This is a genomic window from Streptococcus mitis (genome assembly GCF_009496285.1).
GTDB classification, from domain to species: Bacteria; Bacillota; Bacilli; order Lactobacillales; family Streptococcaceae; genus Streptococcus; species Streptococcus mitis_BP.
On the sequence record NZ_WIJK01000023.1, the window covers coordinates 25,031 to 37,875 of the forward strand.

Here is a 12,845-nt window from a genome sequence, read left to right on the forward strand (position 1 = left end):
GACAAATAAGAATGCTTATGCCCCACGTCTCACTACTGACTAAAGGCTAAAGCATTTGTCAGTAGACGCTTTGCCCTATGGGACCAAAGCTAGAGACCTGACTAGTATTTTTAGATAAAATGATAGTTTATCTAAAAATACGTCGCAATCTTCTCAAAAAATTAAAAGGAAAAATAAAATGACAAATAAGAATGCATATGCTCAATCGGGTGTGGATGTTGAAGCGGGTTATGAGGTTGTAGAACGGATCAAAAAACACGTGGCACGTACAGAGCGTGCGGGTGTCATGGGAGCTCTTGGCGGTTTCGGTGGTATGTTTGACCTTTCAAAAACAGGTGTCAAAGAGCCCGTTTTGATTTCAGGGACAGACGGTGTCGGAACTAAGCTCATGCTGGCTATCAAGTATGACAAGCACGATACTATTGGTCAAGACTGTGTGGCCATGTGTGTCAACGATATCATCGCTGCAGGTGCTGAACCCCTCTACTTCCTAGACTATATCGCAACTGGTAAGAATGAACCCGCTAAGCTAGAACAAGTGGTTGCTGGTGTGGCCGAAGGTTGTGTGCAAGCTGGTGCAGCCCTTATCGGTGGGGAAACTGCTGAAATGCCTGGTATGTACGGTGAGGACGACTATGACTTGGCTGGTTTTGCAGTCGGTGTTGCAGAAAAAACTCAAATCATTGACGGTTCAAAAGTAGCAGCAGGGGATGTCCTTCTTGGTCTCGCTTCAAGCGGTATCCACTCAAACGGTTACTCACTCGTCCGTCGTGTTTTTACTGATTATACAGGGGAAGAAGTTCTCCCAGAATTGGAAGGCAAAAAACTTAAAGACGTTCTTTTGGAACCAACTCGTATCTACGTCAAAGCAGCTTTGCCATTGATTAAAGAAGAATTGGTTAATGGTATTGCCCACATCACAGGTGGTGGTTTCATAGAAAATGTACCACGGATGTTTGCGGATGACTTGGCTGCTGAAATTGATGAAAGCAAGGTTCCAGTGCTTCCGATTTTCAAAGCCCTTGAAAAATACGGTCAGATCAAGCACGAAGAAATGTTTGAAATTTTCAACATGGGGATTGGTCTCATGTTTGCTGTCAAACCAGAACATGTGAAACGTGTCAAAGAACTTCTTGACGAACCTGTGTATGAAATCGGTCAGATTGTGAAGAAGACAGATGCAAGTGTGGTGATAAAATAATGGCTAAAAAAATTGCTGTTTTTGCCTCTGGTAACGGCTCAAACTTTCAGGTGATTGCGGAACAATTTCCAGTAGAATTCGTTTTTTCAGATCATCGTGATGCCTATGTACTTGAGCGTGCAGAAAAGCTTGGGATTTTAACCTATGCCTTCGAACTCAAGGAGTTTGAGAGCAAGGCAGACTACGAAGCAGCTATTGTCGAGCTTCTGGATGAGTATGAGATTGACCTAGTCTGTTTGGCTGGTTATATGAAAATCGTCGGTCCAACCTTGCTAGCAGCCTATGAAGGCCGTATCATCAATATCCACCCGGCTTACCTGCCAGAATTTCCAGGTGCCCATGGCATTGAGGATGCTTGGAATGCAGGTGTTGACCAGTCTGGCGTGACCATTCATTGGGTGGATTCGGGTGTGGACACCGGTAAGGTCATCAAACAAGTGCGCGTGCCAAGGCTGGCTGATGATACGATTGACAGTTTTGAAGCTCGCATTCATGAGGCGGAGTATAAGCTCTATCCAGAGGTGTTGGATAGTTTGGGAGTGGAGAGGAAGAAATGATTATGGACCAATACTATATGGAGTTAAAGAATAAGTTATCTAACAGACCAATCCTACTGGATAATACTAATGATTTTCTTTTTGTTTTAGTAAATACAGTGAAAGCTATGATAGAAAATACTGATAAAAGTCAGCTCTCAGAGTTAGAAAAAATTTTAGACGGTGTCACAAGTCAAGAATTAAAACTTGCCTATGATTTTTGTCAAGGGAAATTCGGTCAAGCAGGTTTTTCTTATCGTCGGCACCCGAATTATTTTTATTTGTCCAGTTTAATTGCGACTTTTCCAGAATTTGAGTTGTCTAAAGCAGACCGAGATTACCTCAAAGGAATCATAAATTTTGACAACTACCTTTTATATGAGTTAGATTAGTCTTTAATCACCTCAAAATCCTATTTATTCAAAAGGAGAAAAAATGACAAAATGGTTAGAAACACTTGCTTTGATCACCTTAGCAGTGATTTTACGCTTACTGGTTAATTTCTTATTCCCTGAGATTCCCTATTGGGGGAGATTTTTACTGACAATAATTTTGGGAGTCTTGGTAATCGTCTCCCTATACTTTATGAAAAGAAAATTACGTAGGTAGAAAGTTTGAACATGAAAGGAAGAAAAATGACTAAACGAGCACTTATTTCAGTCTCAGATAAAGCGGGTATTGTTGAATTTGCCCAAGAACTTAAAAAACTTGGTTGGGATATCATCTCAACAGGTGGTACCAAAGTTGCCCTTGATAATGCCGGTGTTGATACCATTGCCATTGACGATGTGACTGGTTTCCCAGAAATGATGGACGGTCGTGTCAAGACTCTCCATCCAAATATTCATGGCGGACTCTTAGCTCGTCGCGACCTGGATAGTCACTTAGAAGCAGCCAAGGATAACAAAATCGAATTGATTGACCTTGTGGTGGTCAACCTTTACCCATTCAAGGAAACCATCCTCAAACCAGACGTGACCTATGCGGACGCCGTTGAAAACATCGATATCGGTGGTCCATCTATGCTTCGTTCGGCAGCGAAGAACCACGCTAGCGTCACAGTTGTGGTAGACCCTGCTGACTATGCTGTTGTTCTTGACGAATTGGCAGCTAATGGCGAAACAAGCTACGAAACTCGCCAACGTTTGGCAGCCAAGGTTTTCCGTCACACAGCAGCTTATGATGCCTTGATTGCAGAGTATTTCACAGCTCAAGTGGGTGAAGAAAAACCTGAAAAACTCACTTTGACTTATGACCTCAAGCAACCAATGCGTTACGGTGAGAATCCTCAACAAGACGCAGACTTCTACCAAAAAGCCTTGCCAACGGATTACTCCATTGCATCAGCTAAACAGCTTAACGGTAAGGAATTATCCTTCAACAATATCCGTGATGCTGACGCTGCCATTCGTATTATTCGCGATTTCAAAGAACGTCCAACAGTTGTGGCTCTCAAACACATGAACCCATGTGGGATTGGTCAAGCTGATGACATCGAGACTGCTTGGGACTACGCTTATGAGTCTGACCCAGTTTCTATCTTTGGTGGAATTGTCGTTCTCAACCGTGAGGTGGATGCTGCGACTGCTGAGAAGATGCACGGCGTTTTCCTTGAGATCATCATCGCATCGAGCTATACGGATGAAGCGCTAGCTATTTTGACCAACAAAAAGAAAAACTTGCGTATCCTTGCCTTACCATTTGACGCTCAAGATGCGAGCGAAGTGGAAGCAGAGTACACAGGTGTTGTCGGTGGACTTCTCGTGCAAAACCAAGACGTTGTCAAAGAAAGTCCAGCTGACTGGCAAGTGGTAACCAAACGCCAGCCAACGGAGACAGAAGCGACAGCTCTTGAGTTTGCTTGGAAAGCCATCAAGTATGTCAAATCAAACGGTATCATCGTGACTAACGACCACATGACACTTGGTGTTGGTCCTGGTCAAACTAACCGTGTGGCTTCCGTTCGTATCGCCATTGACCAAGCTAAAGACCGTCTTGACGGCGCTGTCCTTGCTTCAGATGCCTTCTTCCCATTTGCGGATAACGTGGAAGAAATCGCCAAAGCAGGTATTAAGGCCATCATCCAACCGGGTGGATCAGTCCGCGACCAAGAGTCTATCGAAGCTGCTGATAAATACGGCTTGACCATGGTCTTTACAGGCGTGAGACATTTTAGACATTAAGAAAATAAAAGGGAAGAAAACAGTTTCTTTCCTTTTTTTGCTTTAAAAGCGAAACGAAACAAGATTAAAACGAACGTTTATGGTATAATATTAATAAATAATTCGCAAAAGAGGTTGAAAGATGAAGCTGTTAGTTGTCGGCTCGGGTGGTCGTGAACATGCCATTGCTAAGAAGTTGCTTGAGTCAAAAGACGTTGAAAAAGTCTTTGTAGCTCCTGGGAATGACGGGATGACTCTGGATGGTCTGGAATTGGTAAATATCTCTATTTCCGAACATTCCAAATTGATTGAGTTTGCAAAAGCCAACGATATTGCTTGGTCCTTCATTGGTCCAGATGACGCCCTTGCTGCTGGAATCGTGGATGATTTCAATGCAGCTGGTCTCAAAGCCTTTGGTCCGACCAAGGATGCGGCTGAGCTTGAGTGGTCTAAGGATTTTGCTAAGGAAGTCATGGTCAAATACGGTGTTCCGACAGCAGCCTATGGGACCTTCTCAGATTTCGAGGAAGCCAAGGCCTATATCGAAGAAAAAGGCGCTCCAATCGTAGTCAAGGCAGACGGTTTGGCCCTTGGGAAAGGTGTCGTCGTTGCGGAGTCAGTCGAGCAAGCAGTCGAAGCCGCTCACGAGATGCTTTTGGACAATAAATTCGGTGACTCAGGTGCGCGTGTGGTTATCGAGGAGTTTCTTGCAGGAGAGGAATTTTCACTTTTTGCCTTTGTCAATGGTGACAAGTTCTACATCATGCCAACAGCTCAGGACCACAAGCGTGCCTATGATGGCGACAAGGGGCCTAACACTGGTGGGATGGGTGCCTATGCGCCAGTTCCTCACTTGTCACAGAGAGTGGTTGACACAGCGGTTGACACCATTGTCAAGCCAGTCCTCGAAGGCATGATTAAAGAAGGTCGTCCTTATCTTGGTGTCCTTTATGCGGGTCTTATCTTGACAGCTGATGGACCCAAAGTCATCGAGTTCAACGCTCGTTTTGGAGATCCTGAAACGCAAATCATCTTGCCTCGTTTGACTTCTGATTTTGCGCAAAATATCACTGACATTTTGGATGGCCAAGAGCCAGCCATCACCTGGACAGACAAGGGTGTGACACTGGGTGTGGTTGTAGCATCGAACGGCTATCCGCTAGACTATGAAAAAGGTGTTGAATTGCCAGCAAAAACAGAAGGTGACATCATCACTTACTATGCAGGGGCTAAGTTTGCGGAAAATAGCAGAAGCAGAGCACTGCTCTCAAACGGTGGACGTGTCTATATGCTCGTAACCACAGCAGACACCGTAAAAGACGGCCAAAACATTATCTACAGCGAACTTAACAAACAAAACACAGAAGGCCTCTTTTACCGAACAGATATTGGAAGTAAGGCAATTCGATAAAGATATAAGAAAAAGCGACGCAGTCGCCAAACACGATAATGGTCAAGACCAGAACAGAATCTGTTCTGGTCTAGGGAAAATTTGAGACCTTAGGCTCAAATTTTAGGAATGAAACCGAAGGTTTGCTTCCGTCCCCACCACCTAAGACCATTATCAAAAAAGAAGAAAAAAGGAAAATTATGACTAAACCAATTATTTCCATCATCATGGGCTCAAAATCCGACTGGGGCACCATGCAAAAAACAGCAGAGGTCCTAGACCGCTTCGGTGTAGCCTACGAAAAGAAAGTTGTCTCTGCCCACCGCACACCTGACCTCATGTTCAAACATGCAGAGGAAGCACGGAGTCGCGGTATCAAGGTCATTATTGCAGGTGCGGGTGGCGCTGCTCACTTGCCAGGTATGGTAGCTGCCAAAACAACCCTTCCTGTTATTGGTGTACCAGTCAAATCACGTGCTCTTAGTGGCGTGGACTCTCTCTACTCTATCGTTCAGATGCCAGGTGGTGTGCCTGTTGCGACTATGGCTATCGGGGAAGCTGGAGCGACTAACGCTGCCCTCTTTGCCCTCCGTCTCCTCTCAGTAGAGGACCAGGCTATTGCGACAGCACTTGCTAATTTTGCTGAAGAACAAGGAAAAATCGCAGAGGAGTCTACAAATGAGCTCATCTAAAACAATCGGAATTATTGGGGGCGGTCAGCTTGGTCAGATGATAGCCATTTCTGCTATCTACATGGGTCACAAGGTTATCGCGCTGGATCCTGCAGTGGATTGTCCAGCCTCCCGTGTGGCAGAAATCATCGTAGCTCCTTATAATGATGTGGACGCCCTTCGTCAGTTGGCGGAGCGTTGCGATGTCCTCACCTATGAGTTTGAAAATGTTGATGCTGACGGTTTGGATGCTGTTATCAAAGAAGGTCAGCTTCCTCAAGGAACCGACCTACTACGTATTTCCCAAAATCGCATTTTTGAAAAGGACTTCCTTTCAAACAAGGCAAAAGTCACTGTGGCACCTTACAAGGTTGTGACTTCTAGCCAAGACTTAGCAGATATCGATTTATCGAAAAACTATGTCCTCAAGACTGCGACAGGTGGTTACGACGGTCATGGTCAAAAGGTTATTCGCTCAGAAGCAGACTTGGAAGAAGCCAATGCACTAGCCGATTCAGCAGACTGTGTTTTGGAAGAATTTGTCAACTTTGACCTTGAGATTTCTGTCATCGTGTCAGGAAATGGCAAGGATGTGACGGTTTTCCCAGTTCAGGAAAATATCCACCGCAACAACATCTTATCTAAGACCATTGTGCCAGCTCGCATTTCGGATAGTCTAGCAGCCAAAGCCAAAGTCATGGCAGTGCGAATCGCAGAACAACTGAACTTGTCTGGAACCCTTTGCGTGGAAATGTTTGCGACAGCTGATGATATTATTGTCAACGAAATTGCCCCCCGCCCACACAACTCTGGCCACTACTCGATCGAAGCTTGCGACTTCTCGCAGTTTGATACCCATATTCTAGGTGTTCTGGGAGCACCACTTCCAGCAATCGCCCTTCATGCTCCTGCTGTTATGCTCAATGTTCTCGGTCAGCATGTTGAGGCTGCTGAAAAATATATCGCAGAAAATCCAAGCGCCCACCTCCACATGTATGGTAAAATAGAAGCGAAACACAACCGCAAAATGGGACATGTGACTTTGTTTAGTGATGTGCCGGATGAGGTTGAAGAATTTGGGGAAGGGATTGAATTTTAGGGAAATATGAAAAAATATTTTAAAAACAACATAAAACAGCTGATATTTTTATTGTTACTAGTGATGGCCTCTGGTCCCTTTTTCTCAGTTGTTATTGGAACTTTTTCTAATTATTTGAAGTCCGGATTAGGTGATTGGTTGAGTTTTTATGGAAGTGTCGCTGGAATTGTAATCTCATTGATTGTTGTCCATCTACAATTATCACTCGAAGAGGAAAAGGAATTACGTAAGTATCGACCAGAGTTGATTTTAAGCAATGATTATCAGCTTATCAAGCCGAACTGTAGAGTATATTTTGATGATAAATATTGGTTTCATTTAAGAAAATCAGAAAATAACAAACAGTATGTAGCAGCTAATAGTTTTGAAGAATCTTATTCTAATAAGGATAAAAGAGATAAAATTTTATCTCTTGAAATTGTTAACAATCAACCTATATTTAATATTCGCATCTTATTTGGCGAAAGTTTGGACGGTGAGCTGATACCAAAGCTAAATGCGGAGCAAAGATTATATGTAATCTCGAAAGTACATCAAAAAGAGATACATCAACATTTCTTAGGTAACAAGCCTAATTTTAATCACGTCCCAGAGACGATTACTTTATTCTTTACGACGCTTTCTGGAGAAGTGTGTAAGTATATTTATAATGTTGATGGAAAAGGATATTGCAGTATTAATCGGAAGTATTTTGGGGTAGACTATCCTGAAGTTACTAAAAATATTCATATTTGTGACTATATTGTCAGTAAATAGAAAGTATTGAATAAATTTAGTTTTTATGGATTAACATATTTTTTATTTTCGCCGAAAGAGATAGGATTGCAGTAATTTATGATTTACCGCTGTATACAGATTTGAATATATTAGATCACTATCCATCTATATGGATTGGGAAAGAGGAATTTGAGTGAATGATAAAACTAAAAAAATAGAATCAGCCTTTCGAAGTCTTGGCTATGATGTAAAAAAAAGATTTAAAGAAGGCGGCGAAGGCATTATATATCAGGCGGAGAAAGAACAAAATCTTTATGCTATCAAAATTATTAAAGCTTTAAGAACGGATAGAGTTGAAAGATATAAACAGGAAATTGACAGTGTTCAAAAATTAAATCATCCTAATATTATAAAACCTCTTTATGGAGAATTATTGATTGATGGTGAAGAAGTTCAGTACAGTATTATGCCATTCTATGAAAATGATTTAAAAAAGATCATTCCCCAATTATTAGATTATGAGCAGATTTTTAACATTATTATTGAACTTGGAGAAGCTTTAAAGTATATTCATAGCAAAGGAATTATACACAGGGATTTAAAACCAGAAAACATACTGATTAATGATGGACATTTAATTTTAACAGATTTTGGTATTGCACATTTTAAGGACTCTAATCTAACTAAGAAAAGTGAGTTGCTAAATAACAGAGTATATTTGGCTCCTGAACAATATATTAAAGGTAATGCCCAAAATGTGACTCAAGCAGCGGACATTTATTCATTTGGATTAATTATTAATGAATGCTTTACTAAGAGAGTCGCTCACGGTGACAATCCTCGGTTAATAAGTGATGAGTATCCATTTTTATTTGAACTTGATAATATAGTCAAAAAGATGTTAAGGCAAGATGCTGACAAAAGAATAAGTATCAATTGTGTTTTAAGTTTATTGAAGGAAGCTAGAGAAACTCTGTCTAAAGAGTTAGATTATCTTAGTTGGGATTTAATGGACGGATCTCCAGAAGATTTATCTCCAGAAGAACTAGGAAGTATTTTAAGTCAAGCTAGCAAAGATGTTTATTTTGCGACTAAATTTAAGCTAGATGATATCGCTAAACAATATGAGTTGAATTACCATAAAAATATTGGATTTAGTGTTTCTCCCTATTTAAAAAATTTAGCTACTGGTTATAAAATTTTGGATGTTTGTCGAAAAAAATTTATTTATGAAACTGCATATCCAGATGGGCCAAGACTTTCATTTCTAAACGAAAGTGAGTATAAAGGTCTTCATGATAGATTAGAGGCAGTTCTCAATATATATATGATTTCAGGTAGGATTTATGGACAAATAAAAAAATATTTTTCAGCATGTCTAGATTATCATGCTGAAGAGATTCTAACACAAATTGAAGATGAAGAATGGATGTATGATAATCTGTTTTACCACATAGAAGATGCACCAATACTTTGGTTAAGGACGTTTTTATTAGAACTGGGTATTGAACAGAGTGAATTAGAAGATAATATCGTGATAAATTGGGATAGAGCGGTAGCTGGCAATGAGACAGAGTCATTTTTGTATATAGAAGATACTACATTCGATAAAAAACAATCTGAAAATATTAAATTGATTTGCCGAGAGCTTGTAAACAGGTGGGATGTATCATATGATTATCTTGATGATAAAACTATTAGATTTATATTTGCATATGAACATCAATTTGAAAATTTTAAAGACTTTGCATCGAATATAACAAAATCAAATCATAATCTGTGGTTAGATTTCAATGATGATATTATTCAAAAATCTAAAGTCATTGATGATGAAATTATTTTGGATTTAAGTATCTCTTGGGAGATTGATTCAATTTTAGCAAAGATACTTGGTCTTAGAAAATAAATTAAAATTTTCAGCAGTTGTTGAAACGCTCAAATAAACTAAAAATATAGAAAGGAACAAGGGCACCCATATTCATTAAAACTGAATACGGGCTACGGACTTTATCAATTATATGATACAACTCATCGTCAACGCATTCGTCGAAAAAGAGAAGACTGGAGCAGTCGTCGAAGTTTTATATGCTAGTAGCGATCATGAAAAAGTGAAAGCTAAGTATGAAGAGCTAGTTGCACAATATCCTGAAAACTATTTAGCCATCTATGATTTACCATTGGATACGGATTTGAATACACTGGATCATTATCCATCTGTGTGGATTGGGAAAGAAGAATTTGAGTAAAAATTATGGGATTATTTAATTTTGGAAAACCAAAAGATGAAATATTAGAAGCTAAGTTACAAAAACTTACCGATGATATTGAAATAAAAAAGGTAGATCTAGCCAAATTAGAGCAACAAATAAAAAAAGGGAAAGAAGTAATCTCGCTAGATACTGAACTTGCCCAGAAGAGAAATGAGTTAGCTCAATTAAATGAGGAAATTGCCGTGGCAAATGGCAGTCTAAATTTGCAGGAATTTGGTTTCTTTGAAAGACAATATAGCTTTTCTGATAGTACAAAGTATAAAGATAAATTAGATTCTTTAAGAATGCAACAAAAATCCATGGTTAAAAATGGAATTGCTGGAAGAATAATCACTCCTATGCTCTTAGATAATAGTAAAAGTAAAGGAAAGGCTATGCAGAATCAACTAATTAAAGCAGCTTTAAGAGGCTTTAATGGTGAGGCTGATGCTCTTTTAGTCAAGGTTTCAGTGGTAAATGTTGACAATAAAATTAAAGCTTTAAGAAAAGTGTTTGAACAGTTGAATAAAATGTATTCACGGAATTTAATTGAAATCACTTATACATATTTAGATTTAAAAATTGAAGAGCTACGTTTAGCAGCTGAGTACGAACTTCAGAAACAAGAAGAAAAAGAGTTGCTTCGTGAACAACGGGAAAAGGAACGAGAAGATAAAAAACTTCAAGCTGAGATTAAAGCGAAACGAAAACAATTGGAGAAGGATAGAGATCACTTTAAGAATATGGTTGCCAAGGTAACAGAGTTACTGAAAGAAGCAAAAAATGATGAAGTAGATGAACTCAGACGCCAATTAGCTGAATATCAAGATAAACTATCTGAATTAGATGAAATTGAAGAAGATATTGATTATAGAGAAGGCCATGCTACGGCTGGATATGTCTATGTAATATCTAACATAGGTTCTTTTGGTGAAGATGTATATAAAATTGGAGTAACTCGCCGTTTAGAGCCATTGGAACGAATTAGGGAATTGAGCAGTGCATCTGTACCATTCCAATTTGATGTCCATGCGTTGATATTTAGTGAGGAAGCATTTGCACTGGAAACAGAATTGCACAATCAACTTGCTAATTATAAAGTAAATAAGGTGAATGGTCGCAAAGAATATTTCAAGGTTCCTTTTGCAATTATTAAAGAAATTTTAGATACTCACAAAGAGTTAACAGTAGAAATGATAGAAAATGCAGAAGCATTTGAATATAGACAAACTAAAGCCATTGAAGAACAACAGTAGAAATGAAAATAAAGATTTCCTAATGTTATTCTGGCTAAGTGAACCATCAAAAGAAAGGAAAAGAAAACATGATTGGTAGATATAGTCGCCCTGAGATGGCGAACATTTGGAGTGAAGAAAATAAATACCGTGCTTGGCTTGAGGTGGAAATCCTCGCTGACGAGGCATGGGCTGAGTTGGGGGAAATCCCTAAGGAAGATGTGGCTTTGATTCGTGAAAAAGCGGACTTTGACATCGACCGTATTTTGGAGATTGAGCAAGAGACTCGCCACGATGTGGTGGCTTTCACACGTGCGGTTTCTGAAACGCTTGGCGAGGAGCGTAAGTGGGTCCACTATGGCTTGACTTCTACCGACGTGGTGGATACGGCCTACGGTTACCTTTACAAGCAAGCCAACGACATCATCCGTCGTGACCTCGAAAACTTCACCAACATCATCGCTGACAAGGCTAAGGAGCACAAGTTCACCATCATGATGGGTCGTACACACGGTGTGCACGCTGAGCCGACAACTTTTGGTCTGAAATTAGCGACTTGGTACAGTGAAATGAAGCGCAATATCGAGCGTTTCGAGCATGCGGCTGCTGGTGTGGAAGCTGGTAAGATTTCTGGTGCGGTTGGAAACTTTGCTAACATCCCACCATTTGTGGAGCAATACGTCTGCGACAAACTCGGTATCCGTGCTCAAGAAATCTCTACACAGGTGCTTCCTCGTGACCTTCACGCTGAGTACTTTGCAGTTCTTGCTAGCATCGCAACTTCCATCGAGCGTATGGCAACGGAAATCCGTGGTCTTCAAAAATCTGAGCAACGCGAAGTAGAAGAGTTCTTTGCTAAAGGGCAAAAAGGGTCTTCAGCAATGCCTCACAAACGTAACCCTATCGGTTCTGAAAATATGACAGGTCTTGCGCGTGTTATCCGTGGTCACATGATTACGGCCTATGAGAATGTTGCTCTCTGGCACGAACGTGATATCTCTCACTCATCAGCTGAGCGCATCATCACACCAGATACGACTATTCTGATCGACTACATGCTCAACCGTTTTGGAAATATCGTCAAGAACTTGACGGTCTTCCCAGAAAATATGGTCCGCAACATGAACTCTACATTTGGTTTGATATTCAGTCAACGTGCTATGCTTACCTTGATTGAAAAAGGTATGACGCGTGAACAAGCTTACGACCTTGTTCAACCGAAGACAGCCCAATCATGGGATAACCAAGTCGACTTCAAACCACTTCTTGAAGCCGATCCAGAGGTGACATCACGCCTCACCCAAGAGGAAATTGATGAGATCTTCAACCCTGTATACTACACCAAACGAGTAGATGATATCTTTGACCGCCTCGGACTCGGTGACTAATATGCTGTGATAGGTTCACAAGTAAAACAGTACTTATATTTAACACAAAAAAGCGAGACTTAAGTCCCGCTTCAGATTGAAGACAAAGTCCTTAGAACTCAAGTTTCTAAGGGATTTTCTTTGGCTCATTGTCAACTGTAGTGGGTTGAATAAAAACTAACATCTGGAGAGGACAATTGATGTCCTCTTCATTTTTA

12 protein-coding genes and 1 pseudogene are annotated in these 12,845 nt (G+C 40.4%); all 13 read left to right on the forward strand.

Annotated features, from left to right (window positions below; all coding sequences use genetic code 11):
* The first annotated feature begins 178 nt into the window (after positions 1-178).
* The 13 genes and pseudogenes from purM to purB all read left to right on the forward strand — a co-directional run bounded on the left by purM (position 179) and on the right by purB (position 12,648).
* Positions 179-1,201, forward strand: coding sequence for a phosphoribosylformylglycinamidine cyclo-ligase (gene purM, locus GEZ89_RS07830; RefSeq protein WP_153225602.1), 1,023 nt, complete (start codon positions 179-181; stop codon positions 1,199-1,201).
* Positions 1,201-1,758 (forward strand): phosphoribosylglycinamide formyltransferase, encoded by a 558-nt coding sequence (purN, locus tag GEZ89_RS07835; protein WP_153225603.1) that lies wholly within the window; start codon positions 1,201-1,203, stop codon positions 1,756-1,758. The genes purM and purN overlap by 1 nt, the downstream gene beginning before the upstream one ends.
* A gap of 2 nt (positions 1,759-1,760) precedes the next feature.
* Complete coding sequence (locus tag GEZ89_RS07840; RefSeq protein ID WP_228113882.1) at positions 1,761-2,129, forward strand: hypothetical protein; 369 nt, start codon at positions 1,761-1,763, stop codon at positions 2,127-2,129.
* A gap of 243 nt (positions 2,130-2,372) precedes the next feature.
* A complete protein-coding gene (purH, locus tag GEZ89_RS07845) occupies positions 2,373-3,920 on the forward strand; it encodes a bifunctional phosphoribosylaminoimidazolecarboxamide formyltransferase/IMP cyclohydrolase (RefSeq protein WP_153225605.1) in 1,548 nt (515 codons plus the stop codon).
* A 121-nt stretch (positions 3,921-4,041) separates the two neighbouring features.
* Positions 4,042-5,310 carry a phosphoribosylamine--glycine ligase gene (purD, locus tag GEZ89_RS07850; RefSeq protein WP_153225606.1) on the forward strand — a complete coding sequence of 423 codons (1,269 nt, stop codon included), beginning with the start codon at positions 4,042-4,044 and terminating at the stop codon, positions 5,308-5,310.
* Positions 5,311-5,489: 179 nt separating this feature from the next.
* Entirely contained in the window at positions 5,490-5,981 is a 492-nt protein-coding gene (gene purE / locus GEZ89_RS07855) for a 5-(carboxyamino)imidazole ribonucleotide mutase (RefSeq protein ID WP_153225607.1), read from the forward strand.
* Entirely contained in the window at positions 5,968-7,059 is a 1,092-nt protein-coding gene (purK, locus tag GEZ89_RS07860) for a 5-(carboxyamino)imidazole ribonucleotide synthase (protein WP_153225608.1), read from the forward strand. The genes purE and purK overlap by 14 nt, the downstream gene beginning before the upstream one ends.
* A 6-nt stretch (positions 7,060-7,065) precedes the next feature.
* Positions 7,066-7,815, forward strand: coding sequence for a hypothetical protein (locus GEZ89_RS07865; RefSeq protein WP_153225609.1), 750 nt, complete (start codon positions 7,066-7,068; stop codon positions 7,813-7,815).
* Between the two features lie 59 nt (positions 7,816-7,874).
* A pseudogene (locus tag GEZ89_RS09750) lies at positions 7,875-7,973 on the forward strand (phosphoribosylaminoimidazole carboxylase); the annotation flags it as partial.
* Positions 7,970-9,682 (forward strand): serine/threonine-protein kinase, encoded by a 1,713-nt coding sequence (locus GEZ89_RS07870; RefSeq protein WP_322741499.1) that lies wholly within the window; start codon positions 7,970-7,972, stop codon positions 9,680-9,682. The pseudogene GEZ89_RS09750 and the gene GEZ89_RS07870, both read left to right, overlap by 4 nt.
* Positions 9,683-9,794: 112 nt before the next feature.
* Positions 9,795-10,022, forward strand: coding sequence for a hypothetical protein (locus GEZ89_RS07875; protein ID WP_024054861.1), 228 nt, complete (start codon positions 9,795-9,797; stop codon positions 10,020-10,022).
* A 5-nt stretch (positions 10,023-10,027) separates the two neighbouring features.
* A complete protein-coding gene (locus tag GEZ89_RS07880) occupies positions 10,028-11,281 on the forward strand; it encodes a DUF4041 domain-containing protein (protein WP_153225610.1) in 1,254 nt (417 codons plus the stop codon).
* A gap of 68 nt (positions 11,282-11,349) precedes the next feature.
* Positions 11,350-12,648, forward strand: a complete 1,299-nt coding sequence (purB, locus tag GEZ89_RS07885) for an adenylosuccinate lyase (protein WP_153225611.1) — start codon at positions 11,350-11,352, stop codon at positions 12,646-12,648.
* The last annotated feature ends 197 nt before the right edge of the window (positions 12,649-12,845 follow it).

Bases quoted from the DNA above. Each gene is read 5' to 3' on its own strand.
- purM (WP_153225602.1), top strand. From the start codon at position 179: ATGACAAATAAGAATGCATATGCTCAATCGGGTGTGGATGTTGAAGCG.
- purN (WP_153225603.1), top strand. From the start codon at position 1,201: ATGGCTAAAAAAATTGCTGTTTTTGCCTCTGGTAACGGCTCAAACTTT.
- GEZ89_RS07840 (WP_228113882.1), top strand. From the start codon at position 1,761: ATGGACCAATACTATATGGAGTTAAAGAATAAGTTATCTAACAGACCA.
- purH (WP_153225605.1), top strand. From the start codon at position 2,373: ATGACTAAACGAGCACTTATTTCAGTCTCAGATAAAGCGGGTATTGTT.
- purD (WP_153225606.1), top strand. From the start codon at position 4,042: ATGAAGCTGTTAGTTGTCGGCTCGGGTGGTCGTGAACATGCCATTGCT.
- purE (WP_153225607.1), top strand. From the start codon at position 5,490: ATGACTAAACCAATTATTTCCATCATCATGGGCTCAAAATCCGACTGG.
- purK (WP_153225608.1), top strand. From the start codon at position 5,968: ATGAGCTCATCTAAAACAATCGGAATTATTGGGGGCGGTCAGCTTGGT.
- GEZ89_RS07865 (WP_153225609.1), top strand. From the start codon at position 7,066: ATGAAAAAATATTTTAAAAACAACATAAAACAGCTGATATTTTTATTG.
- GEZ89_RS07875 (WP_024054861.1), top strand. From the start codon at position 9,795: ATGATACAACTCATCGTCAACGCATTCGTCGAAAAAGAGAAGACTGGA.
- GEZ89_RS07880 (WP_153225610.1), top strand. From the start codon at position 10,028: ATGGGATTATTTAATTTTGGAAAACCAAAAGATGAAATATTAGAAGCT.
- purB (WP_153225611.1), top strand. From the start codon at position 11,350: ATGATTGGTAGATATAGTCGCCCTGAGATGGCGAACATTTGGAGTGAA.